Origin of the sequence: Cellulosimicrobium sp. 22598, from assembly GCF_052044445.1 — a bacterium.
Classification (GTDB): domain Bacteria; phylum Actinomycetota; class Actinomycetes; order Actinomycetales; family Cellulomonadaceae; genus Cellulosimicrobium; species Cellulosimicrobium cellulans_G.
Genome location: NZ_JBQEMZ010000002.1, coordinates 1 through 24,078 on the forward strand (window position 1 = coordinate 1; position 24,078 = coordinate 24,078).

Below are 24,078 nucleotides of genomic sequence, written 5' to 3' on the forward strand. Positions count from 1 at the left end.
GAAGGCCCCCACCAGGGTGGTCCCGGTGGAGGCCTTCGTGTGGTGCGCCCGAAGGGATTCGAACCCCCAACCTTCTGATCCGTAGTCAGATGCTCTATCCGTTGAGCTACGGGCGCCGGTCCTGCCTGACCGCTGATCGCTCACCGGCCGTCGAGAACACTACCGTGTCCCCGCCCCGAACCCAAACCGATCCGGCCCCGGACGGGTGCGAGGTGACGGACGCCACGCCGTCCGACCCTCGCCGCACGCGACGCGCCGGACGGTCCCCCCAGGGTCGGACCCGCACGCGACGACGTCCCGTCCTCAGCCCGACGCGGCGGCACCCGCCGCCGTCGGACGATCGGTCCATGACGTTCACCGGCCCCTCCTCCGCCCCCGGCGGCTCGCCCCTCGTCGCGAGCGCGCTCACCAAGGTCTACGGCTCCGCCCAGACCGCGACGCACGCCCTCGCGGGCGTGAACCTCACGGTCCACCCGGGCGAGTCGCTCGCGATCATGGGCCCCTCGGGGTCCGGCAAGACGACGCTCCTGCACGTCCTCGCGGGCATCGTCACCCCGACCTCCGGCTCCGTGTCGTGGCGGGGCGAGGACGTCACGACGCTCTCCGAGGCCCGTCGCACCGTCCTGCGGCGCCAGGACTTCGGCTTCGTGTTCCAGTCGGGCCAGCTCCTGCCGGAGCTGCCCGCGGTCGAGAACGCCGCGCTGCCGCTCATGCTCGCGGGGACGGCGCGCACGGAGGCGACGGCCGTCGCCGCCCGCTGGCTCGCGCACCTCGGCCTCGCCGGGATGGAGCAGCGCCGCCCGGGCGAGCTGTCCGGCGGCCAGGCCCAGCGCGTCGCGATCGCCCGCGCGCTCGTCGGGTCGCCCGGCGTCGTGTTCGCCGACGAGCCGACCGGCGCGCTCGACCAGTCGACCGGTGCCGAGGTCCTCGACGTCCTCACGCGCGCCACCCGGGACTCCGGCGCCGCGCTCGTCGTCGTCACGCACGACGCGGGCGTCGCGCGGCACTGCTCGCGCACCGTGACGATGCGCGACGGGCGCATCTCCGGCGAGTTCTTCGCGCCCGGGGCCCAGCCCGCCCCGGGCACGACGCAGCCCGCGGCGACCGCCGTCGTCGGTCAGCCCGCTCCCCTGCCGCCCGCCCCGTACGACGCCGCCACGCGGGCCGCGATGGCCGCGCACCCGGCCGCGGGACACGCACCCGGCGCGCCCGCGCCCGTGGCGCCGGCCGCTCCCGCCGCACCGAGCCAGGAGAGCGCCCGATGAGGACCGTCGGCCTCTGGTGGCTCCTGCGCCGTCGCAGCGCCGACGAGCGCGATCCGCAGGGCCTGACGAACGTGCTCGCGATCATCGCCTTCGCGGTCACCACCGCGATCCTGCTCGTGGTCATGGGCGGCTTCCACGCCTTCCTCCTGCGCGCCGGCGGTCTCGAGGGCGTCCGCGAGGGCATGGAGGGCGTGACCCCCTACGACGCGCAGTACCCGTTCCTCGCGGGCATCGCGTCGCTCCTGCTGCTCATCCCGCTCGTGACCCTCGGCGCCGCCGCCGCGCGCCTCGCCGTCGCCCGCCGCGACGCGCGGCTCGCGGCGCTGCGCCTCGCGGGCGCCACGACGGGCCAGGTCACGACCCTCACCGCCCTCGACGCCGCCGCGCAGGCCGTGATCGGGGCGCTCGTGGGGCTGGTCGGCTACGGAGCGCTGCTGCCGCTCGTCGCCCAGCTCCGCTTCCAGGGCCGCACGTTCGACCTCGGCGAGCTGTGGGTCGGCGTCCCGGCGCTCCTCGGGGCGGTCGTGCTCGTGGTCGCCGTCGCGCTCGTGTCCGCCCTCGTCAGCCTGCGCCGCGTGGCGATCACGCCGCTGGGCGTCGCGGCCCGCGTGACGCCTCCGGGGCTCAAGGCCGTGCGGCTGCTGTCGATGGGCGTCGCGTTCGTCGCGCTGATCGTCGCGACGAACCTTTCCTTCGGGTCGGTGGCGGTCGTCCTCACCGTCCTGACGGTCATCCTCCTGGTCGGCTTCGCGACCGTGAACGTCGTCGGGCCGTTCGTCATCTGGCTCGTCGGCAGGATGACGGCCGGCGGCGCCCGCCGCGTGCCGACGCTGCTCGCGGGGAGGCGGATCGTCGACAACCCGAAGACCGCGTGGCGCTCCGTCGGCGGGGTCGCCCTCGCGACGTTCATCGCCGGGCTGACGAGCATCTTCGCGCTCCTGGAGCCGGGCACGGGCGCGGACCCGGACGAGGTGCAGTACCTCACCGACATGAAGACCGGCGGGTTCCTCACCCTCGCCATCGCGGGCGTGCTCGCCGCCGTCTCGACCGGCGTGATGCAGGCCGGTCGCGTGATCGACCAGCGCAACGAGTACCGCACGCTCGTCCTGTCCGGGACGGACCTGCGCACGCTCGACCAGGCGCGGTTCCGCGAGACGCTCGTCCCGCTCGTCGTGAGCGTCGGCGTGGCGACGTTCGCCGCGCTGCTGTTCATGGTCCCCGTGATCGGGCTCAACGCGTTCGCGAACGTCGGGGTCGTCGTGCAGTTCCTGCTGTGCGTCGCCGCCGCGTCGGCCCTCGTGCTCGCCGGGGCCGGGGCGTCCCGGTTCGTGGTGCGGTCCGCGCTCGCGACGTCGGGCAGCGCGTAGCCGCCCCCACCCGTCAGCGCCCCCTGGTCCCCCGACCGGTGGGGCGCTGACGGCTCTGTGCCGGGCGACAGGAGTCGGGCAACAGAAAAGGCCCCGGGCGCTCGGCAGCCGGGACCTTCCTGAGCGGAGACGGAGGGATTTGAACCCTCGAACGGATTGCTCCGTTACCACCTTAGCAGGGTGGCGCACTAGACCTGACTATGCGACGTCTCCTCGCAGGCTCGGCGGAGAGCCTGCGTCGCCCAGGGTACAAGGGCGCCGCCGCGAGACCAAACCGCCGAGCCCTGCGGGTCGCCCGCGCCGCCGTCCGGACCGCTACCGCTCGAAGGTCCACTCCCGGTCGGTGAGCATCCGGGCCACGGCGAGCCCGATCGCGAGCGCGACGATCACCAGCCCGGCCTCGACGGCGTAGGCGAGCGCCTGCGCCGTCGCGCCGGTGTTGAACTCGTACACCGCCCGGTACGCCGTGACGCCGGGGACCATGATGACGACCGCGGGCACGGACACGGTGATGCGCGGGACGCGCAGCGCCGGGGCGACCGTGGCGGCGAGCAGGCCCACGAGCAGCGCGGCCGCCGCGGCGGCCGCCTGCGGGACGACGTCGGCGTCCACGAGGAGCAGGCGCCCCACGTTCGCGACCATGCCGATCGACGCGGCCCCGAGCGCCATCGCCCACGGGCTGTTGAACATGAGGGCGAACCCGAGCACCCCGAGGAAGCTCGCGACGCTCCGCAGGCCGAGGAACAGCGGCTCCGCCAGGCCGGGCGGCGGCACCGGGTCCGGGGCGAGGCCCGCCGCGGCCGACACGCCCCACACGGCCAGGGCGGCCGAGGCGAGGATCATGAGCGCGTACGTCACGCGCGCGACCCCGGCCGAGAAGTCGAGCTTCGCGAGGTCGAGCGCGCCCGTGACGAGCGCGAACCCCGGCACGAGGAACAGCACCGCGGAGACGTACCCGGCCTCGTGCCCGCCGTCGACGCCCGCGAGCGCGGACAGCGCCAGGACGAGCGCGAGGTAGGCGATGCTCGCGACCGCTGCCGCGAGCATCGTCACGCCGAACTGGTTGATCCCCCGGTGCAGCATCGCGCGGCGCACGCCCTGGCCGAGCGCCGCGGCGACCAGCACCGCCCCGCACTCGACGAGCCCGCCGTTGTTGAGGAACGCGAACGCCGCGCACGCGATCCCCGCCCAGAGGGCGTTGAGCAGCGCCCCGTACAGCGGCGGGCGGCGCGAGATCCGGTCGAGCTCCGCCTCGACGGCATCGAGGTCGGCGCCCGCCGGGAGGGCCGCGGAGAACCGCTCGAGCTGCGCCAGGCGGTCGGCGTTGATCCCGATCGACCGGACCTCGGTGAGCTCGGTGCGGAAGATCGGGCCCCGGTACGACGTCGCCGTGATCTCCGTGAGCGTCACGTGGGCGGCGATGTGGTCGAGCCCCAGCGCGCGCGCCGCGCGGGTCATGTGCGACTTGACGCGGTAGCTGCCCGTCCCGGCGGAGAGCGCGAGGCGACCGATCCGCAGCACGGTGCCCGACCGGCGGATGAGGTCGACGGGCTCGAGACCGGCTTCGTCGGCCGGGGAGGGCTCAGGCGTCACGAGGCCATGATCCCGTAGGTCCGTCCGCGCGGCACTCGCCGAAGGTCCCGGTCCCCGGTGCCCAGGGGCCGGACGCCGGACGTCCCCGGTCCGCCCGGCCCGGGCCCGGTCAGGAGCGTCGCACCCGCCGGACGGCGAGGAGGCCGCCTCCCACGAGCAGCAGCGCCCCGGCCACCCCGAGCAGCCAGCCCGGGTCGGCACCGGTCGCCGGGAGCGGCCGGTCCGCCTGCCCGGGCGGCACGGTCGGCTCGGGAGCCGGAGGCGTCGGGCCGCCGTCGTCCGGGGGCTCGGGTGCGGGCGCGCACGCGGCCGCCTCCGACTCGGTCGCGCCGTCCTCCCCGAGCACGGCCGCGGTGTTGAGGAAGCCGCCCGGGGCAGCACCCGCCGGGTCGCACAGCAGCGCGTCCGGGACGACGTCGGCCGGGACCTGCGCGGTGACCGTCACCCGGAAGAGGTGCGTGGCTCCCGCGGCGAGGGTCGCGCCGGAGACGACCGTCGTGCGGTCCACGCCGTCCCAGTCGTCGGCGACCGGCGGGCCGTCCACGGGCTCGACCGTCGCGTCCCGCACGACGATGCCCCCGCCGAACGCGAGCCGGTCGACGAGGTCGTAGGTCCGCTCGACGGCCGCGGCGTTGCGCACCGCGACCTCGTAGACGACGCGGACGACGCCGGGCGCGACGGCGACCGGGCCCTCGACCACGGTCTTGGCGACCTCGAGCGCCGTCGGGCGGGCGTTCGTGAAGGTGCACAGCACCGTCTCCCCGGACCTGACGTCCACGGTCGAGGTCGCGCCGTCGACCGTCGTCGGCGCGCTGGACCCGACGCACACGAGGTCCGCGAGGGTCCAGCCCGGGGTCGGCGTCTCCGTCACGGTGTACGTCCCCGGTGCGAGCGGGCCCGGCGAGAACGGCTCGTCGCCGTCGGTGAGGGTGAACGGGGACGGCGCGCCGCCCTCCGGCGCCCACGCGAGCCCGAACTCCTGGTCCGACCCCGCGGGCTCGGTGACCTTGTCGACGACGAGGGTGCCCCACGGCGTGTTCGTGTAGGTGCACACGACGGTCTCGCCGGGGTCGAGCGCGATCGCCCCGGTGCTGCCCGAGGCCGTGGACGGTGACCCGTCCGGGTCGCCGTCGACGCACGTCAGCGCCGTGTTCTCGAACCCGTCCTGCGCCACCTCGGTCACGACGTACGGCCCCGGGGCCACGTCCTCGAACGTCGCGGTCCCGACCCCGCCCTCCGTGACGACGGAGAAGTCCTCCGCGTCCGGCCAGTCCCCGCTGAAGTCGAACTCGCCGTCGGCGCCGTCGACGACCTTGGCGACCACGATCGTGCCGTGGCGCGCGTTCTCGGCCGTGCACGCGGCGACGTCGCCGGGCCCGACGGAGAAGTCGGAGAGGTCCGTCAGCGGGAACGGCTCCCCACCGTCCGCGGGGGTGACGAGGCACGTCAGCGCGCCCTCGACCCAGCCGTCCCCGTCCGACTCCACGAACGAGTACCGCACACCCGGGACGATCTGCGGGAGGCCGAGCGTCGCCGTGCCGTCGACGGTGGTGACCGGCACCGTGATGGGGTCGACGGCGCCGTCGACGTCCGTGAGCACGAACTCGAACGTCCCGTCACCGCCCAGGGAGGTCTTCGTGAGCGTGCCGCTCCCCTGCACCGCGGTGTTCGTGAGCGTGCACGACACGTCCAGCCCGACCGGGGCGACGAACTGGATCCCGGGCGTGCCCGGGTCGGTGTCCGTGACTCCCGTGCACGCGACGTCGACCGCGGTCCATCCCGGGACCGGCGCCTCGGTGATCGAGTAGGCGGTGCCCGGGACGAGACCGGACCACGTGACGACGTCCGCCGCCTGTCCGGCGCCCGAGGCGGTCTGCGGCGACGTCTGCCCTGCGGGCACGGGGTCGATCGCGACGTCGAACGACCACGGCAGGTCGCCGCCGATCCCGGTGGCCACCTTGGCCACGGAGATGCTCGACGTCGCGACCGTGTTCTGCACCGAGCAGGCGATCTGCTGCCCGGGCGTCGCCTCGATCTGGAACCCGGGCGCCGTGGCGTCGGCGTCCGCGAGCCCCTCGCACGTGACCTCCCCCCGGGTCCATCCCGGCGGGACCGTTCCGGCCTCCCGCACCGTGTAGAGCGCGCCCGGGACGAGCTCTCCCCACGCGACCGTCGGCGCCGCCGTCGTCGCCGTCCGGCCGTCCACCGTGCCGTCGGGAGCCACGAGCTCGACGTCGACGGACCACCCGAACGCGGGGTCGGCGCCCACGACCGTCTTGGTCAGGGAGAGCGACGCCGGCGCGGCCAGGTTCGTGAAGAAGCACACGATGACGCCGCCGTCCGGCAGGTCGACCGTCACGCCGCGCCCGTCCGCGCTGGGGGACCAGAAGTCCGCGTTGCACGTGGGCGGGTCGGCCGCGAGCGACCACCCGACCGGGTCCGCCGGCTCGGTGATCGTGTAGGTCCCGGGCTCGAGCCCGTCGAACGAGCGCAGGGCGACGTTCGGCGGGGTGGAGCTTCCGCTCAGGCTGAACGGCGTCGGGTCGCCGACCGGTGGGACGAAGAGGAAGTCGAAGTCCTGCTCGTACTCGACCGGGACGGTCCGCTTGACGACCGCGATCGACCCGGGGGTGACGTTCGTGAAGAAGCAGCGCACCGTCTCCCCGGGGAGCACCGTCAGGCCGATCGTGCGGCCCTCGGGGTCGGCGGAGTGGTCCTCGCCGCCGTAGGTGCACGCAAGGTCGGCCAGCCGGGTCGCGGGCAGCTCGTCGTCCGTGAGCTCCTCGATCGTGTACGTCCCGGCCGGGACGTCCTGGATCGTGTGCTCGTAGAGCGTCCCGTCGCCCTGCTCGACCGTGATCGAGAAGTCCTCGTTCCCCGGGAGGTCGCTCGTGAAGTCGAACGTGCGCCCGTCGACGCCGTGCGCCTCCTTGGAGACGATCACCGTGCCGAGCTGCGTGTTCGTGAACGTGCACTCGATGTTCTGCCCGGCCACCGGGGTCACCGTCACCGCCTGCCCGGCCGGCGTGGAGGGGGCCGTGCAGACGATCCCCGGGGGGAGCCACCCCGGCGTCGCCTCCTCGGAGACCGTGAACGGCACGCCGGCGGGCACGGGGAAGGACGCGCTCTCGCCGTCGTGGAGCGTGAAGCCCGCCTGCCCCGTCGCCTCGAAGGAGAACTCCTGCGGCGACCCGTCGGGGTCGGTGTGCTTGGTCACCGTGACGACGGCGGCCTCGTTGGTGATGACGCAGTCGGTGGTGCTCAGCGGACGCACCGGGAACCGGTCCGCCGGGTCGTCGAGCACGAACTGCTCGGGCGGCCCTCCCGCCGCGGGGACCGCGGTGCACACGACGGACTGCAGGTCCCACGGAGGCGGGACGTCGGTCTCCGTGAGGGAGAAGGCGGAACCGAACAGGACGTCGTCGAACCGGACGGTCTCCCCGCTCGCGAGCGTCCCCGAGACCGTCGGCACGGGCGGCGGACCCGGCTGCACCGGGCCCGTGTCGCTCGCCACCGTGAAGCCGAACCGGGCCCCGGTGTCCGCGCTCTGCGGGACCGTCGCCTTGGTCACCGTGAGCGCACCGCAGTTGGCGATGGTCATCCGGTCCGGCGCGTGGTCGGCGAAGTCCTGGATGTTCGCGTTCGGCGAGTTGCCGGTGCGCGTGAGCATCTCCGAGACCTCGTAGGTCGCGCACTCGGAGGGCGCGAGGACGCCCGCCGTGTTCAGGTCGATGGCGAACTCCCCGAACGTGTCCTGAGGCTGGTTCGTCAGGGGCGGGCCCTCCGAGCGCACGCCGACCGCCCAGGCGAAGTCCACCGAGCCGGCGTCGGCCGCCCAGGTCCCGGGCCCGAGCGGGTTCGCGCACCCGTCCCCCGCCGTCGGCGCCCACCGGTGGACGGCGGCCGTCGTGCCCGACGACGCGTAGTTGAACTCGAGCAGGACGTCGTCGCAGCGTCCCGGCCCGGGGCCCTCGAGGTGCTGGAAGACGCTGACCTCGCCCGCTCCCGAGTACCGCGTCCAGTACCCGTAGAGGATCGCGTGCCGCATCCCGTCGTCGTCGACGACGTACTCGAGCCCGTAGGCGGTCGAGCAGAGGTCGCCCTTCGCGTTGGGGTTCGCTGGCCCGGGCCGCCACGGGTTCGTGCTCGGGCTCTGGCTCGGCGGCGCGCCCGTCTGGTCGGGGTTCGCGTTGCACGACTCGGCGAGGCTCCCGTTGTCCCACGCGAAGCTGGCCTGCACGATCCCCGACGACTCGAACCCCTGCGGCGTCGTGTAGGGGCCGGTCGGCGTGAACGTGAACGCGCCGTCGGGCTGCACGTCGGTGAGGAAGTCGTCCCAGTTGAACGTCTCGGGCGGGCTGCCGGAACCGGACGTCCCGTCGATCTCCATGCCCGTCTGCAGGCCGGACGGCTGGAGCGTCGCGGCGTCCGCCGTCGGCGGCGGGGTAAGAGGCACCAGCACGGCGCCGAGCAGGAGCGCCGCGACCAGCCCGGCGAGCAGCCGCCGCACCCGCGCGCGCGACGAAGGCAGACCGCGCTCGTGCACCGTCCCGGTCGTGCTCGTCATGGGCCGCTCCCCCCAGAGACCGCACCTCACCCGCTGGCGGACGCACCGCGCCGTGCCGTCCCGTGCGCCCAGGCCGGTCCCCGTGGCACGCGCCCCCGCCCGCCGGACCACCCGTGGCGACGCGCGCAGGCACGTCCGACCGTCCTCGTCCGACCGACGATAGTACGAAGGGGTCCTCGTCGCGCGGGCGTCGCCGGGACGCACGTCGGGCCGGGTCCGGAGCACTGCTCCGGACCCCCCCCCCCCCCCCCCCCCCCCCCCCCGACGACCTGCGGAGGGCGAGGGATTCGAACCCCCGGTGCGTTGCCGCACAACGGTTTTCAAGACCGTCACATTAGGCCGCTCTGTCAGCCCTCCCGGCGAGCCATTGTGGCACGCCCGTCCCGTGCACGACGACGGCGGGCCGCCCCGTGGAGGGCGACCCGCCGTCGGGCGGTGGGACCGGGACCGCGGAGGTCAGGCCGCCCCGCGGAGCTGGCGCATCGCGAGCTGGACGAGCGCGATGAGCGTCTGCTTGGTGGCAGCCCGCGACCGCGCGTCCGTGTAGAGCATCGGCACGTGCGCAGGGATCTGGAGCGCCTCGCGCACGTCCTCGAGCTTGTGCTTGGCCACGCCGTCGAAGCAGTTCACGCCGACGACGAACGGGATGTTGCGTGACTCGAAGTAGTCGATCGCCGGGAAGCACTGCTCGAGGCGGTCGGTGTCCACGAGCACGACGGCACCGATCGCGCCGCGCACCAGGTCGTCCCACATGAAGAGGAAGCGGTCCTGGCCCGGCGTGCCGAACAGGTACAGCCACAGGTTGCCCGGGAGGGACACGCGGCCGAAGTCCATCGCGACGGTCGTCGTCGTCTTGCGGTCGGACACGCCGCCCGCGTCGTCGACGCCCACCGAGTGCTCCGTCATCGCAGCCTCGGTGTTGAGCGGCTCGACGTCGGAGATCGACCCGATGAACGTGGTCTTGCCGACGGCGAACCCGCCCGCGACCACGATCTTGACGACCGTCGGCGCCGTCCGCGCCGCGGCCGGGGCACCGGCGGGCTGGGCTGCGGCCGACGGCTGGCCTGCCGCGGGAGCCTGCGCCGCGGAGGGCTGCGCCGGGGCGACGGACGGGGCGGGCTGGGCCGGGGCCGCGGGCTGCGCGGCGGCGACGGGCTGCGGCGCGGTGCGCGGCTGAGCCGCAGCCTGGGCGACCGGTGCCGGCGCCACGGCGGGCGTCGCCGGGGCGACGGCCGAGACCGACGGCGCCGTCGGTGCCGGTGCCGGTGCCGCGACGGGACGCGCCGGAGCCGACGCCGCCGGCGCCTGCGTCGGCACGCCGGCGGGCGCGCTCACCGGAGCCCACGCGGTCTGACGGGCGGCCGCCTGGCCACCGGGCACACCCCCGATCACCCCGGACGGCTGCCCGGCCTGCGGCGCGCTGCCCGAGCCGTCAGAGGGTGGAAATGCCATTGAGAACACTCTCCAAGACGCTCAGGGACAGACCCGAGTGGTTGCTGCCGTGACCCGTGTGGACGTTGAGCGGGGTCGACGTGTGGACGGTGATGTAGTTGTCCTCCTGCAGGTCCGCGACGAGCACCTTCGTCACGCCGAGCGGCAGGCGCAGGAGCGCGGAGAGCTCGGCGATCGAGACGTACGTGTGCGCGGCGTGCTGGAGGATCGAGCGCTTCTCGGGCGGGAGCCCGAAGCTGTTCACGGCGCCCGGCATGACCTCGACGAGCGCCTCGAGCGGGAGGTCGGACGTGGCGGAGCGCACACGACCGCCCGTGACCGCGTACGGGCGGACCGTGGCCGCCTCGTACCCGTCGTGTGCTCCCATGCTGCCGAAAGGTACGTTCGTCATCGATCAGTCCTCATCCCACCGGGGCTCGCGTCGCGCCGTCGACGGGAAGGCTACCCCGCATCTCCGAGATGAGCTGCGGCGTCAGTGTCGCCTCGGTGCGGGAGACCAGGAGCGCCATCTCGTAGCCGATGAGGCCGATGTCGCAGTTCGCCTCCGCCACGACGCCCAGGACGGACCCGTTCGAGACGTTCATCAGGAACAGGAACCCGTTGTCCATCTCGATGATGGCCTGGCGGACGTTCCCTCCGTTGAGCTGCCGGGCCGCCCCGCGGGTCAGGCTCGACATGCCGGAGACGATCGCCGCGAGCTGGTCGCCGCTCGTGCGGTCGAGCTGGTCCGACATCGCCATGAGCAGGCCGTCCGCCGACACCACGAGCGTGTGCCGGCTGCCCGGGACCGTCCGCACGAAGTTGTCGAGCAGCCACCCGAAGTTGGTTGCCTCGGTGCTGAGCGCGTTCACTCTTCCTCCTCGTCAGTTGCCGCAGACGGCATGTCGTCACCGCGCCTGCGGCGCTGAATCAGGGACATAATCCATGGCCTGGGGGGTCCAGGTCGAACTCGTCTCGTCCTGGCCCTCGACACGGCCACGGGCCGTGGCCGACTGGAACGCCGACAGACGGGCCCGGAGCTGCTCCGGGTCACGGTCGATGCGGGCCGTGAAGCGGTCGACGTAGCCCTCCCGCTCCTCGCCGCGCGAGCGTCGGGTCAGGCCCGACGCCGTCGTGCCGTCGACCTGGAGGGGCTGGTAGATGCCGTCGTTCGGGTCCGCCAAGGTCGCTTCCTGGAAGTCGGTGCTGCCCTGCAGCAGGGTGGACATCTCCTCGTACAGCACCGCGGACGCCATCCAGTCCGACCGCGCCTCGACCGAGTCGGCGATGTACCCGGGCTCCAGCGGCTCGATCGCGTCGCCCACCTGTCGTCGGACGAGCGGGGTCGGCGGGCCGTACCCCGTCGCAGCCGGGCTCGGCGCAGGGTCGGGGGCAGCGACCGACGGCTCCGGCACCGTGTAGCCGGCACCGGCCGGCGGCGCGTCCTGGACCGGGTCGAGCGCACGCGTCTCCTGCACCGGGGCGACGGGCGCCTCCGGGGCGAACGACGACGCGTTCGCGGCTCCTGCGGGCTGACCGGCTCGCGGGGCGAACGCCGACGACCGCGCGGGGGCCTGGGCCTCCTGCGGCGGAGCGGCGGGCGCGGCGACCGGCGGAGCGGCGACCGGGGCTGCCGCGACGGCGGGCGCGGACGCCGGGGCAGCAGGGGCCGGGGTCGGAGCGGGGGCCCCGGGTGCTCCCACCGGGCGCGAGGCCAGGGCCTCCGGGGACGGTCCGGCCGGCCGCGCCGACGGCGTCGCCGTCGTCCGAGGACGCCGGCCGAAGAGCCCGCGCTTGCGCGCCTGGCTCTCCCGCAGCGACCGCCGCGTCGGCAGGTCGGCCATGAGCTCCTCGAAGCGGGGAAGCGCCTCGAAGGTGAGCTCCGCAGGGATGTCCTCCGCCACCGCGGCCTCGCCGCCGGTCGCCACGACCGGGACGTCGGTCGGGAGCTCCGCCTCGACCGGGGTCTCCGCCGGCGCGGGGGCCGCGGCCGGCTCGGGGGCCGCCGGGGTGCGCTGGACCAGCGGGACGCGCGCGACGGTCGCGTCGTCGACGGGCTCGGCCGGGACCGCCGGCACGACACGCGTCGCGTCGAGCGGCGCGTCGGCCACGGACGACGGCGCCCACGCGTCGGCAGCCGGCTCAGCCGTCCACGCCTGCTCGGGTGCCCAGGCGTCGGCGGCAGGCTCGGGCGTCCACGCCTGCTCGGCGGGCTGCTCCGGCGCCCAGGCCTGCGCAGGGGCCCACGTGTCCTGGACCGGCGCGACGGCGGGGTCCTGCGGCGTCCACACGTCCTGCTGGACCGGGGTGTCGGCCGGGGCCTCGGCGACGAGCGGGATGTCCGTGGCGGTGACGTCCGGGGCGACGGGCAGCTCCACCGGGTTCTCGGTGGCCGGACGGTCGCCGACCGGGCGGAAGCTCGAGAAGAGCGCGCTGCGCGTGCTCACGTCGAGGACCGGGATCTCGGCGGAGACCGGCTCCACGGGGGTCGCGGCCGGGCGCGACCGGCTCGGGAGGGCAGCGCCGGCGTCGGCGACCTCCGCGGGCGGGGTCCATGCCTCGTCCGCCGCCGGGAGCTGCTCCGGGAGCGCCGGCGTGGCCAGCGGCGGGAGGACGATCGCGCCGGTCTGGGGACCCGACGCGAAGGACGCGCTCGGTGCCGCGGCGGCGGGGTCGACCGTGCGCGAACGACGGCGGGGCATGCCGGTCTGCGTGGTGCCGTCCGTGAGCGCGTCGAGGTCGACGGGCACCGCGACGGGCGCCTCGGGCTCGACGGTCGGGAACGACGCCGTCGCCGCGGGTGCGGGGACGGACGGCGCGGCCGGGGCCGCGACGTCGGCGGCGGGGAGCGCCGGGAGGACCCCCGTGCCGGCGAGCTGCTGGGCGGCGGCCTGCGTGCTCGTCTCCAGGGGGTCCGTCGGCTGCGGGAGCGGCACGTTCGAGTCGGGGACGAAGAGGGCGGCCGGGAACGACACGACGACCTCGGTCCCCTGGTCCTCGCCGCTCGTGCTGAACCGGACCTTCGCGCCGAGGCGGTCGGAGAGACGACCGACGACGAAGAGGCCCAGGCGCTGCGCGCCGACGACGTCGGACGCCGCGTGCGTCGCGACCTTGCGGTTCGCCTCCGCGATCTCGTCCGGCGTCATCCCGAGGCCGTGGTCGCGGACCGTCACGTAGACGAAGTGCTCGTCCCGGCCGGTCGTGACCTCGACGGGGGTGTGCGGCTCCGAGAACATCGTCGCGTTCTCGAGGAGCTCGGCGAGCAGGTGCGCGGCGTTGAGCGCGTTGTGCCCGAGCATGAGCGGGTCGACGACCAGGTTCAGGCGGACGCGGTCGTACAGCTCGATCTCGGACGACGCCGTACGGATGACGTCCGAGGCCGGCATGGGCTGGCGCACGCGGCGACCCGAGTCGATGCCCGCGAGGACGAGGAGGGACTCCGCGTTGCGGCGCATACGCGTCGCGAGGTGGTCGAGGCGGAAGAGGTTGGACAGCGTGCCCGCGTCCTCCTCGGAGCGCTCGAGGTCGTCGAGGAACGCGAGCTGTCGGTTGAGGAGCACCTGGTCGCGGCGCGCGACGTTGACGAACATCTCCGCGATCGAGCCACGGAGAGCGGCCTGCTCGCGCGCGACCTTGATGGTCGTCTGGTTGACGTCGTTGAACGCGGTCGCGAGCTGGCCGACCTCGTCCGTGGACTCCACCGTGATCGGCGCCAGGTCGATGCCGGGGCCCTGGCCCGGGACGGCGACCTGCTCGACGAGGCGGGGCAGCTGGTCACGGACGTCCTCGGCCGCGTCGGTGAGGCGCCGCAGCGGGTTGACGATCGCACGGGCGATGAAGCCCGCGACGAGGATCGAGGCGATGACGGCCGCGAGGGTCGCGAGGATCGTGACGACCGCGCGGGTCGTCGCCGCACCCGCGAGGTCGGACGCCTTCTCCGCGGTGGCGGTGCGGACGTCGTCGCGCACCGGGCTCGTCTGGTCGCGGTCCGCCTGCGACAGCGTCGGCCACTGCGCGGCCTGGCTGGGGGGCGTCGACTTGGGTCGGGAGCCGGCGAGGTTCTGCCGGATCTGGTTGTACGTGGCGCTCGGCGGCTCCAGCAGGAAGTCGCCCGGGAGCCGTCGGACGGCCGTGGCCGTGCGCGCCGTGAGGGCGTCGCCGTTGGTCACCAGGACCGCGGCCTGCTGGTTCGTCTCGGTGCTGTCGACGCCCTGCTGGGCCGCGGCGAGGACCGCGCCGGCGAGCGGCTGCTCGAGCGCCTGCTGGGCGAGGAGCTCGTCGAGGAGGACGTAGGCGTCGAGGTACTGCGCGAGCTCGCGGTCCGGGGCCGTGTCCGCGAGCGTCCGCGGCACCTCGAGCGCATCGTCGATGAGCGCGTTGTACTGCGAGTTGCGCGCGAGCTGGCCGATGGAGGACCTGTCGATGCCCTGCCGGATCGCCAGGAGGTCGGCCCTGTCCGCGATCGTGTCGGAGACCGCCTTGCGCACCCGCGGGTCGAGCGCGGACGTGTCGAGCTTCTCGTACGCGCGGTCGCGCGCGTCGAGCGCCTTGTCCGTCTTCTCGCGCTGCGCCATCATCTGCGCCGCGGCTTCCTCGGAGCCTTCGTTCGCGTCCAGGAACGAGTACGTGCGCTCGGCCGCGATCTCGGTCCCCGCCGCGTCCTGTGCCGCGAGCGCCGCGACGAGCGCGCTCGTCTGGCTGGCGTCGCGCGCCGACCCGATGGCCTGCGCCGAGATGATCGCGGCGGCGGCGAAGAGGACGAGGACGGGCACCGCGAGGGCCGCAAGGATCTTCCCGCGAACGCTCAACCTGCGGAGCATACGAACCTGCCTCCATCACCCTGGTCCACCCGTTCGGCGGCGCGGTCGGCGCGCGTGGCAGCGGCGCCTCCCGGGCTCCGCTCCCCGGTCGTGCGTACTAACTATCGGTGCACATCCCCCGGACACCTAATCCGCGAGGAGCGTGAACTTTCGTCCCGCGCCCGCGGTGCCCCGTCGGCGAACCGGCGCCTCCCGGGCCGTCCGCGTAGTCTCGGCGATGTGCGAGGCGTCACGATATCGGCCCCCGGTGGCCCTGAGAAACTAACGGTTTCCGCGCTCCCTGACCAGACCCCCGGGCCGGACGAGCTCGTGGTCCACGTCGCTTCCGCTGGCGTGAACCGTGCTGACCTGCTACAACGCGCCGGATCCTACCCACCTCCCCCCGGCGCGCCGGACTGGCCCGGCCTCGAGGTCTCGGGCACGGTCGCGGCCGTCGGCGAGTCCGTCACGGGGTGGTCCGTGGGAGATCGCGTGGTCGCGCTGCTCGACGGTGGTGGCTACGCCGAGCAGGTGCGCGTCCGGTCGACGCAGGTGCTCCCCGTCCCCGACGGCGTGGACCTCGTGGACGCCGCCGCGCTCCCCGAGGCCGCGTGCACGGTGTGGAGCAACGTCGTCGACGTGGGCCGCCTCGGCCCGGACGAGTGGCTGCTCGTGCACGGCGGGTCGGGCGGCGTCGGGACGGTCGCCGTGCAGGTGGGTGCCGCGCTCGGCGCCCGCGTCGCCGTCACGGCCGGCGGGCGCGACCGGGCCGACCGGTGCCTCGCGCTCGGGGCGAGCCTCGCCGTCGACCACCGCGAGGAGGACTTCGTCGCCGCGGTGCGGGACGCCTCCGGCGGGCACGGCGCGGACGTCGTGCTGGACGTCGTCGGCGCCGCCTACCTGCCGCGCAACCTGGAGGTGCTCGCCACGGGCGGGCGACTGGTCGTCATCGGCATGCAGAAGGGCCGACGCGCGGAGCTCGACCTGGGCCTCCTCCTCGCCCGGCGCGCCACGGTGGCCGGGACGACGCTCCGGGCGCGCCCGCCGGCCGAGAAGGCGCGGATCGTGCACGAGGTCCTCACGCACGTCTGGCCGATGGTGGAGGACGGCCGCGTCCGCCCCGTGGTGCACGCGCGCCTCCCGCTCGAGGAGGCCGCGACGGCGCACGAGCTGCTCGACTCGGGCGACGTCTTCGGCAAGGTGCTCCTCGTGCCCTGACCACGGGCGACGGCCGACGACGGGTGGAGATCCCGCGCCTCGGTGCGCACGTGGGCGCCGCGCGCCAGACTGGACCCATGGCTGACGAACCGCGCGACCCCCGCCCCGACGACCCCACGGCCCCCGAGTCCGCGAACGGTGCGCAGGACGCCGCCGACGACGCCGACGAGCCCGCCCGCGCCACCGTCGTGATGCCGGACGGGACGGGGGTGAGCGTCGTCGAGAGCGACGACTCGACCGACCCCGACCGCAACCCGGCGACGGTCATCGAGGAGCCCGCCAAGGTGATGCGCATCGGCGGCATGATCAAGAAGCTCCTCGACGAGGTCCGGGACGCCCCGCTCGACGAGGCGGCGCGGTCGCGCCTCGCCGAGATCCACGAGCGCTCGCTCACCGAGCTCGAGGAGGGCCTCTCCCCCGACCTGGTGGCGGAGCTGCACCGGATCACGCTGCCGTTCTCGGACGACACCGTCCCGACCGACGCGGAGCTCCGCGTCGCGCAGGCGCAGCTCGTCGGCTGGCTCGAGGGCCTGTTCCACGGCATCCAGACGGCGCTCGTCGCCCAGCAGATGGCTGCGCAGGCGCAGCTCTCGCAGATCCGGCGCGCGCTGCCTCCCGGCTCGCTGCCGCCCATGGGCCCCGGTGGCCCCGGCGCCGCTCCGGGACATCCCGGCGGGCGTCCCGACGAGCACGACGGGCGGCCGTCTCCGGGCCAGTACCTCTGACGGCCCTGCTCGGCCTCGCCGGTCCCGGGCGGACGCGCCCGGACCGGTGGCGCGCGGTCGCTCGTCAGGCGGGCGGCGGGTCGAGCGGGACGTCGTCCCCGGGCGGCGTCCCGCCCGCGCGCCCGCCCGGTCGCGCCGCGGTCATGGCGATGGCCCCGGACACGAGGACGAGGCCGACGAGCTCGGGGACCGTGGGGACCTGCCGCAGCACGACGGCGCCCACGACCGCAGCGGACGCCGGGAGCAGCGCGAGGAGCACCGAGAACGTCGCCGCGCTCACGCGGCGCAGGATGACCTGCTCGAGCGCGTACGGGACGACGGACGAGAAGAGCGCGATCCCGGCGACGGCCGCGACGTGCCGCCAGTCGCCGAGGACCGGCAGGGCGTCGCGCGCGAGGAAGGGCGCGAACACGACCGCGCCCACGGTCATCGCGACGGCGAGCGACGTCACCCCCGACCCGGAGACGGCGACCCGCCGTCCCAGCAGGATGTACGCCGCCCAGCACGCGGCCGCGACCCCGATCGCGGTGAGCCCGAGCACGGCGTCCGCGCGCGGGAGGTCCGACTCGATCGTCACCCCGGCGAGCAGCACGACCCCCGCCGCCGCGACCGCGATCGCGCCCCGCTCGCGCCACCCGCTGCCCGTGACCGCGGCGACCGCGACGGGGCCGAGGAACTCGATGGCGACGGCCGTCCCCAGCGGCAGGTGGTCGATCGCGACGTAGAACGCGAGGTTCATCGCGGCGAGGGCGACGCCGAACACGGCCACCCACGCGAGGTCGCGCCGGGTCCACCGGTGCCGCCACGGCCGACGCCATGCGAGCAGCAGCAGCGCGGACGCCGCGATGCGCAGCCACCCGATCTCGATCGCTCCGGCTACGGCGAACAGCCCGACGGCGATCGCCGCGCCCAGGTACTGCGTCAGCCCCGAGACGACGAACAGCGCCGGGACCGGGACCTTGTCGAGGGCGGCGGCGGGGTGGCGAGGCACGCGACGACTCTAGGCGCCCGCGCGGCACGGGACGGCGCCGGCCGAGCACACGGCTGCGGCCCGTCCCATGCACGGGACGGGCCGCAGACGCCTGCGCGGGGAGGCGGGCGTCAGCCCTTGACCGACCCGGCGAGGAGACCGCGCACGAAGTACCGCTGCAGCGCGAGGAACACGATGACGGGGACGACCATCGAGATGAACGCGCCCGCCGGGAGCAGGTGCCAGCTCGCCCCGCGCGAGCCGGACAGCTCGGCGAGGCGCACCGTGATGGGCGCGGTGTCCTGGCCGGACGCGAACGTGAGGGCGACGAGCAGGTCGTTCCAGACCCAGAGGAACTGGAAGATCCCGAACGCCGCGATGGCGGGCACGAGCAGCGGCATGAGCACCTGGAAGAAGATCTTCACGTGCCCGGCGCCGTCCACGCGGGCGGCCTCGACGAGCTCGCGCGGGATGTCCTTCATGAAGTTGTGCAGGAGGAAGATCGCGAGGGGCAGGGCGAAGATCGAGTGCGACAGCCACACGGGCCAGAACGACCCGTCGATCCCCCAGTCCACGTACTGGGTGAGGAGCGGGACGAGCGTGACCTGGATCGGCACGATCTGCAGCGCGAACACCGCGACGAACAGCAGGTTGCGGCCCTTGAAATTCACCCACGCGAACGCGTACGCCGCGAGCGACGCGAGCGTGATGGGGATGATCACCGCGGGCAGCGTGATGACCAGGGAGTTGATGAAGTACGTCGCGAAGCTCGTCGACCCGCCGAACAGCGCGTCGGTGTAGTTGTCGAGCGTGAACTCGGGGTTGGCGAACGCCTCCCACCAGCCCGACCGCCGGATCTCGCGCGGCGGGCGGAACGACGTGACGAGGAGCCCGAACGTCGGGATGGTCCAGAGGACCGCCAGGACGATCGCGATGATCGACGCCGGTCGCGACGAGACCTTGCGCCGCACCTTGCCCGCGCGCTCGTCGAGGCCCGCGACGATGCCCTTGCCGCTGCCCTCCTCGGCGGTCTCGTCGACGAGCGGGGCGTCCGGGACGGAGGCGGACAGTGGGGTGCTCATCGGATCTCCTCCGCCTGCTTCAGCTGCCGCACGTTGTACACGATGATCGGGATGACCAGGACGAACAGGATGACCGCGAGCGCGGCGCCGAGCCCCTGCTCGCCCTGCCGCAGCGCCTGCGTGTAGAACTCGTTGGCGACGACCGACGTCTCGAAGCGGCCGCCGGTCATGGTGCGGACGATGTCGAAGACCTTGAGCGTGCCGATCGCGATCGTCGTGAGGACGACCACGAGCGCGGGGCGGATGCTCGGCACGGTGATGTAGCGGAACATCCGCATGCCGCCGACGCCGTCGAGCCGGGCGGCCTCGACGATGTCGTCCGGGATGGCGCGGATCGCGGCGGCGAGGATCGTCATCGCGAACCCGGCCTGGATCCAGATCATCACGAGGATGAGGAAGAACGTGTTGGCCGGCGCGCTGAGCAGGAACTGCTGCGGCTCGAGCCCGAGCCAGACGAGGACCTGGTTGAAGAGGCCGATCTGCGGCTGGCTCGCCGGCTTGTACTCGTACATGAACTTCCAGATGATGCCCGCGCCGACCATGGAGATCGCCATGGGCAGGAAGATCAGCGTCTTGGCGAACTTCTCGAAGCGGGACCTGTCGACCACCACCGCGTAGACGAGGCCGAGGAAGGTCGAGACGAGCGGGACGACGATGACCCAGATCGCGGTGTTGCGCAGGACGATCTGGAACTCGTCGCGCGTGAACGCGGTGACGTAGTTGTCGAGCCCGACGAACGCGGAGCCCGTGCGGTTGTAGAACGAGTCCCGGATCGTGCGCAGGCCCGGGTAGAGCAGGCCGAACGCGAGCATGACGACCGCGGGCCCGGCGAACGCGAGCGCGACGACCCAGCCCGGCACGCGCCGCGGCCGGTCGACGAGGAAGAGGATCAGGCCCATGACGACGACGAAGAGCAGAATCGCGACGAGCATCACCGCGAGCTTGCCCCCCGTCCCGGCGGGTTCGAGCAACCAGTCCATGTGAGAGCTCCTGAGGTGGCCGGCGGCGGGCCGGACGACGACGTGGTGTGCGGCGGGGACGGCCCGGGGACGGGTCGTCCGGGGATCGGCCCCCCGGACGACCCGCCCCCGGGGTCGACGCGTGGACCCGGAGCCCGGCCCGCGGCGCGTGCCGCGCGGTCAGGCCCCGGGTCGCCCGCGCGTCAGGACGTCGGCCAGGACGCCTCGATGGCGTCGAGGACGGCCTCGTCGGACTTGTCGCTCGCGATCCACTCCGTCATCTCGGTCCAGAACGAGCCGGCACCCACGGCGGCGGGCATCATGTCCGAGCCGTCGAAGCGGAACGTGTAGCTGTCGTCCGTGAGCAGCTCGTACGCCTGCTGGTCCATCGGCGACTGGAGCAGCTCCGGGTCGAGGCCGTTGTTGGCGCTGATCCAGCCCTGCGGGGTCACGCTCGCCTTGGCGTTGGACCACTCGGGGCTCGACAGGTACGCGTGGAACGCCTGGACCTCGGGACGGTCGTTGAACGCGGCGACGAACTCGCCGCCACCGAGCAGCGGCTTGTCCTCCGCGGTCTCGCCCGGGAGGTAGAAGGCCCAGACGTCACCGTCGGGCGCGACCACCAGGTCGGGGTCGAGGGTCGTCCAGTTGGCCTGGTAGAACGTCGCCTGGCGGTGCATGTAGCACAGCCCGTCGATGATCGGGTAGCCGCCCTCGGTGAACTCGGTCGTCGCGATGGTGCTCACGTCGCCGAGGCCGCCGTTGACGAACTCCTCGTTCTTCAGCACGTCGCCGACCGTGGCCAGCGCCGTGGCGATCTGCGGGTCGTTGAACGGGATCTCGTGGTTGACCCACTGGTCGTAGACCTCGGGGCCCGCCGTGCGCAGGACGACGTCCTCCATCCAGTCGGTGGCCGGCCAGCCGGTCGCCTCGCCGGACGCGATGCCCGCGCACCACGGCTTGACGTCGCCGCCGGGGTTGTCCGCGACGATCTGGTCGGAGAGCTCCATGAGCTCGTCCCACGTCGTCGGGACCTCGTAGCCCGCCTCCTCGAACATGGACGGCGAGTACCAGACGAACGACTTGACGTTGGCGCCGAGCGGCGTCGCGTACAGCGTCCCGTCGACGGTGCCGTAGTCCTTCCAGGACTCGGTGTAGTACTGGTCGACGTTCGCGGACGCCGCCTCCCCGACGGGCTGGATCGCGTCGGGGAAGTCGGCGACGATGCGGCGCAGCAGGCCGGGCTGCGGCAGGTACGCGATGTCCGGCGCGCTGCCGGACTGGATGCGGACGGGGAGCTGCGCCTCGAACTCCTTGGAGCCCTCGTACTCGATCGTGGCGCCCGTGCACTCCTCGAACGGCTCGTACGACGCCTGCTGCTGCTCCGCCTCGGTGTCGACGATCGTCGAGTACACCGTCACCGTCTTGCCGGAGAGGTCCCCGTACTGCTCGTAGTCGGCGCAGTCCACCTCGGCGCTCGGCGACTCGTCGTCGCCTCCGCCGCCGCCACCGCCGCTGCACGCCGCGAGCACGAGCGCGAGGCTCGCGCCGCCGGCGGCGACCACCAGCGTGCGACGACGCGCCGCGCTGGTCCTCGTGGTCCTGGTCATGTCAGCCTCCACCTCGTCGTGGGTACGGACGCCGTCACCCCGGTCCGGTGAGGACCGGGCGCATCGCGACGTCGCGAGCGCGGGTGCGCTCTCGCCCTAGGCACCATGCAAGCGGTTGCATCGCGCTGCCGCAAGCACAGGAGAGGCGAGTTTGCGTAACGATTCCGTCACGTGCGCCGGGTGCGCGCTCTCTCACCCCTCCCCTCCTGGCCACGCTCCCACGCGGCGTCGTCGAGCGCGCGGCGAGGCGCGGCTCGGGGCCTCAGGCTCCGGCGCCCGGCGGCGCCGTCGACCCGCGGCGCACCAGCTCGGTCGGATAGGTGAGGCTCTCCGGCACCGGGGCGCCGTTGATCATCTCGAGCAGGAGGAGCGCCGCGTCGAACCCCTGCTGGTAGGCGTCCTGGGCGATCGTCGTCAGCCCGACGAGCTCCCCGAGGTCGTGGCCGTCCACCCCGACGACCGACAGGTCGTCCGGGACGCGCAGCCCCAGGTCCCGCGCCGCGAGGATGGCCCCCATGGCCATCTCGTCCGACGCCGCGAAGACGGCGCTCACGTCCGGCCGGCGGCGCAGGAGCTCCGCCGTGGACTCGCGCCCTCCCGCGACGTCGAAGTCGCCGTTCACCTCGAGGTCCGGCTCGACGACGATCCCCGCCTCCTCCAGGGCGCGCACGTAGCCTCGCGCGCGCTCGACCGGCGGCGACCACGACGACACGAGGTCGGGCACCCCGGTCACGTGGCCGATGACCCGGTGCCCCAGGTCGAGCAGGTGGCGCGTCGCGGCCCGGCCGGTCGCGACGTCGTCGAGCCGGACCGTCACCTGGTCGGCCGGCCCCGACCCGACGAACGCGAGCGGCCGGGCGAGCCCGACGAGCGAGCGCACCTCGTCGTCGTCGAGCGGCAGCCCGACGACGAGCGTCCCGTCCACGCGGTGGCGCAGCACGCTCGGGTCGACCCGGCGGCGGGACGACGTCCGGCGGACGTCGAACGTGTACAGCAGGACGTCGTAGCCGAGGTCGCGGAGCGCACGCTCGGCGCCCTCGATGACGTTCGCGAAGAACCAACGGTTGACCCACGGGGTGAGCACCCCGATGGTGCGGGTGCGCCCGGTGGCCAGCGACGACGCCGACGGCGTGGGCACGTACCCGAGCCGGGCCGCCTCCGCGAGCACCCGCAGGCGCGTCGCCTCCGACACGTTGGGCAGGCCGCGCAGGGCGCGGGAGACGGTCGCCGTGGACACCCCGGCGGCCTGGGCGACGTCGTCGATACCTGCCACGACGGGTGATGCTGCCACGCCCGGAGGCCACGTGGCGAGGCGCCGTGCCGCATCGTGAGCAGATCGATGCAAGCGCTTGCGCCCCGGCGGCGTGCGCACGGCACCCGCTCCCGCCGCACCGCGGCAGCGCGGACCGATATCGTGGGGAGGCCCGTCCCGCGGCACCGCTCGGCACCGCTCGAGCCGGCCGCGCCGCCGTCGGGCACGCCACCTGCGAACCGGAAGGACCACGATGATCGAGCTGAGGACCCCGCGGGAGATCGACCAGATGCGACCCGCTGGACGGTTCGTCGCCGACGTCCTCACCACGGTGCGCGCCGCCACCAAGGTCGGGACGAACCTGCTCGAGCTCGACGAGGTCGCGCACAAGATGATCCGCGACCGCGGGGCCGAGTCGTGCTACATCGACTACCACCCGTCGTTCGGGGCGAGCCCGTTCGGCAAGGTGATCTGCACGTCCGTCAACGACGCCGTGCTGCACGGCCTCCCCCACGACTACGCGCTGCGCGACGGCGACCTGCTGAGCATCGACTTCGCCGCGTCCGTCGACGGGTGGGTCGCGGACTCGGCGCTGTCGTTCGTCGTCGGGACGCCGCGCGCCGGCGCGCTGGGCGAGGCCGACGCGAAGCTCATCCAGACGACCGAGCGCGCGCTCGAGGCCGGCATCGCGGCCGCGCAGCCGGGCAAGAAGGTCGGCGACATCTCCGCCGCCATCGCCGACGTCGCGCACGCCGCGGGCTACTCGGTGAACACCGACTTCGGCGGGCACGGCGTGGGCCGCACGATGCACGGCGAGCCCCACATCCCCAACGACGGCCGTCGCAAGCGCGGGTTCCCCCTCAAGCCGGGCCTCGTCATCGCGATCGAGCCGTGGTTCCTCGAGACCACGGACGAGATCTACACCGACCCCGACGGCTGGACCCTGCGCTCGGCCGACGGCTCGCGCGGCGCCCACAGCGAGCACACGGTCGCGATCACGCCCGACGGCCCGGTCGTCCTCACCGCGCGCGAGCCCCGCGACTGACCACCCCCGCGAGGTAGACCCCCGGTACCCCGGAAGAAACGTCCCCCGCCTCGGCGACGAGGAGCAGCGCGTCGTCGTCCGCGAGGAGCGTCGCGAACGACGCGTCGAAAGCCGCACGCTCGGGGACGAACGACGTCGCGAAGACGCTACCCATCCCGCCGAGGTAGAACCGCAGGTCGCGACGTAGAACCCCGC

17 protein-coding genes and 3 tRNA genes are annotated in these 24,078 nt (G+C 74.0%); 5 read left to right on the plus strand and 15 right to left on the minus strand.

Translation table 11 applies throughout. The annotated features are described in order from the left end of the window. Positions 1-40: 40 nt before the first annotated feature. Positions 41-116 (minus strand) — tRNA-Arg (locus tag ACTJIY_RS02535). A 231-nt stretch (positions 117-347) separates the two neighbouring features. Here ACTJIY_RS02535 and ACTJIY_RS02540 point away from each other — a divergent pair. Further along, complete coding sequence (locus ACTJIY_RS02540; RefSeq protein ID WP_439159209.1) at positions 348-1,265, plus strand: ABC transporter ATP-binding protein; 918 nt, start codon at positions 348-350, stop codon at positions 1,263-1,265. Further along, the gene (locus ACTJIY_RS02545) at positions 1,262-2,632 is read left to right on the plus strand and encodes an FtsX-like permease family protein (RefSeq protein ID WP_440674995.1); all 1,371 of its coding nucleotides are present in this window, start codon (positions 1,262-1,264) and stop codon (positions 2,630-2,632) included. The genes ACTJIY_RS02540 and ACTJIY_RS02545 overlap by 4 nt, the downstream gene beginning before the upstream one ends. Before the next feature lie 124 nt (positions 2,633-2,756). Here ACTJIY_RS02545 and ACTJIY_RS02550 read toward each other — a convergent pair. The 8 genes from ACTJIY_RS02550 to ACTJIY_RS02585 all read right to left on the minus strand — a co-directional run bounded on the left by ACTJIY_RS02550 (position 2,757) and on the right by ACTJIY_RS02585 (position 15,031). Next, positions 2,757-2,845: transfer RNA gene (locus ACTJIY_RS02550), tRNA-Ser, on the minus strand. 102 nt (positions 2,846-2,947) lie between these two features. Next, positions 2,948-4,225, minus strand: a complete 1,278-nt coding sequence (locus tag ACTJIY_RS02555) for a threonine/serine ThrE exporter family protein (protein ID WP_253052344.1) — start codon at positions 4,223-4,225, stop codon at positions 2,948-2,950. A gap of 109 nt (positions 4,226-4,334) precedes the next feature. Then, positions 4,335-8,792 carry a prealbumin-like fold domain-containing protein gene (locus tag ACTJIY_RS02560; protein ID WP_440674996.1) on the minus strand — a complete coding sequence of 1,486 codons (4,458 nt, stop codon included), beginning with the start codon at positions 8,790-8,792 and terminating at the stop codon, positions 4,335-4,337. Positions 8,793-9,064: 272 nt separating this feature from the next. Then, positions 9,065-9,149, minus strand: a tRNA-Ser gene (locus ACTJIY_RS02565). Positions 9,150-9,248: 99 nt separating this feature from the next. After that, entirely contained in the window at positions 9,249-9,785 is a 537-nt protein-coding gene (locus ACTJIY_RS02570) for a GTP-binding protein (protein ID WP_082141054.1), read from the minus strand. Between the two features lie 439 nt (positions 9,786-10,224). Beyond that, entirely contained in the window at positions 10,225-10,635 is a 411-nt protein-coding gene (locus ACTJIY_RS02575; RefSeq protein ID WP_021483501.1) for a DUF742 domain-containing protein, read from the minus strand. Between the two features lie 10 nt (positions 10,636-10,645). Beyond that, positions 10,646-11,095, minus strand: coding sequence for a roadblock/LC7 domain-containing protein (locus tag ACTJIY_RS02580; protein WP_024839165.1), 450 nt, complete (start codon positions 11,093-11,095; stop codon positions 10,646-10,648). Between the two features lie 36 nt (positions 11,096-11,131). Continuing rightward, entirely contained in the window at positions 11,132-15,031 is a 3,900-nt protein-coding gene (locus tag ACTJIY_RS02585; RefSeq protein WP_440674997.1) for a nitrate- and nitrite sensing domain-containing protein, read from the minus strand. Between the two features lie 231 nt (positions 15,032-15,262). Here ACTJIY_RS02585 and ACTJIY_RS02590 point away from each other — a divergent pair, with 231 nt between their 5' ends. Together ACTJIY_RS02590 and ACTJIY_RS02595 are read left to right on the plus strand one after the other, a co-directional pair. Next, on the plus strand, positions 15,263-16,240 hold the full coding sequence (locus ACTJIY_RS02590) for an NAD(P)H-quinone oxidoreductase (RefSeq protein ID WP_440674998.1): 978 nt from the start codon (positions 15,263-15,265) through the stop codon (positions 16,238-16,240). A 77-nt stretch (positions 16,241-16,317) separates the two neighbouring features. Continuing rightward, entirely contained in the window at positions 16,318-16,965 is a 648-nt protein-coding gene (locus ACTJIY_RS02595) for a bacterial proteasome activator family protein (RefSeq protein WP_440674999.1), read from the plus strand. A gap of 64 nt (positions 16,966-17,029) precedes the next feature. On the opposite strand, the gene ACTJIY_RS02600 is transcribed toward ACTJIY_RS02595, so the two are convergent. From ACTJIY_RS02600 to ACTJIY_RS02620, 5 genes are all read right to left on the minus strand, one after another. Then, positions 17,030-17,956, minus strand: coding sequence for an EamA family transporter (locus ACTJIY_RS02600; RefSeq protein WP_440675000.1), 927 nt, complete (start codon positions 17,954-17,956; stop codon positions 17,030-17,032). Between the two features lie 110 nt (positions 17,957-18,066). Then, a complete protein-coding gene (locus tag ACTJIY_RS02605; RefSeq protein WP_440675001.1) occupies positions 18,067-19,017 on the minus strand; it encodes a carbohydrate ABC transporter permease in 951 nt (316 codons plus the stop codon). Then, positions 19,014-19,997: a carbohydrate ABC transporter permease gene (locus ACTJIY_RS02610; RefSeq protein ID WP_253052334.1), complete on the minus strand. Its 984-nt coding sequence runs from the start codon at positions 19,995-19,997 to the stop codon at positions 19,014-19,016. Before ACTJIY_RS02610 ends, ACTJIY_RS02605 begins: the two co-directional genes overlap by 4 nt. Before the next feature lie 182 nt (positions 19,998-20,179). After that, entirely contained in the window at positions 20,180-21,586 is a 1,407-nt protein-coding gene (locus ACTJIY_RS02615) for an ABC transporter substrate-binding protein (protein WP_253052332.1), read from the minus strand. A gap of 262 nt (positions 21,587-21,848) precedes the next feature. After that, complete coding sequence (locus tag ACTJIY_RS02620) at positions 21,849-22,877, minus strand: LacI family DNA-binding transcriptional regulator (RefSeq protein ID WP_440675002.1); 1,029 nt, start codon at positions 22,875-22,877, stop codon at positions 21,849-21,851. Positions 22,878-23,091: 214 nt separating this feature from the next. Between ACTJIY_RS02620 and map the strand changes: the two genes are divergently transcribed. Continuing rightward, positions 23,092-23,883, plus strand: a complete 792-nt coding sequence (gene map / locus ACTJIY_RS02625) for a type I methionyl aminopeptidase (protein WP_064316124.1) — start codon at positions 23,092-23,094, stop codon at positions 23,881-23,883. Here the strand turns inward: map and ACTJIY_RS02630 are convergent. Continuing rightward, the gene (locus tag ACTJIY_RS02630; RefSeq protein ID WP_253052328.1) at positions 23,858-24,037 is read right to left on the minus strand and encodes a hypothetical protein; all 180 of its coding nucleotides are present in this window, start codon (positions 24,035-24,037) and stop codon (positions 23,858-23,860) included. The two genes, map and ACTJIY_RS02630, sit on opposite strands and share 26 nt — an antisense overlap. Positions 24,038-24,078 lie beyond the last annotated feature (41 nt).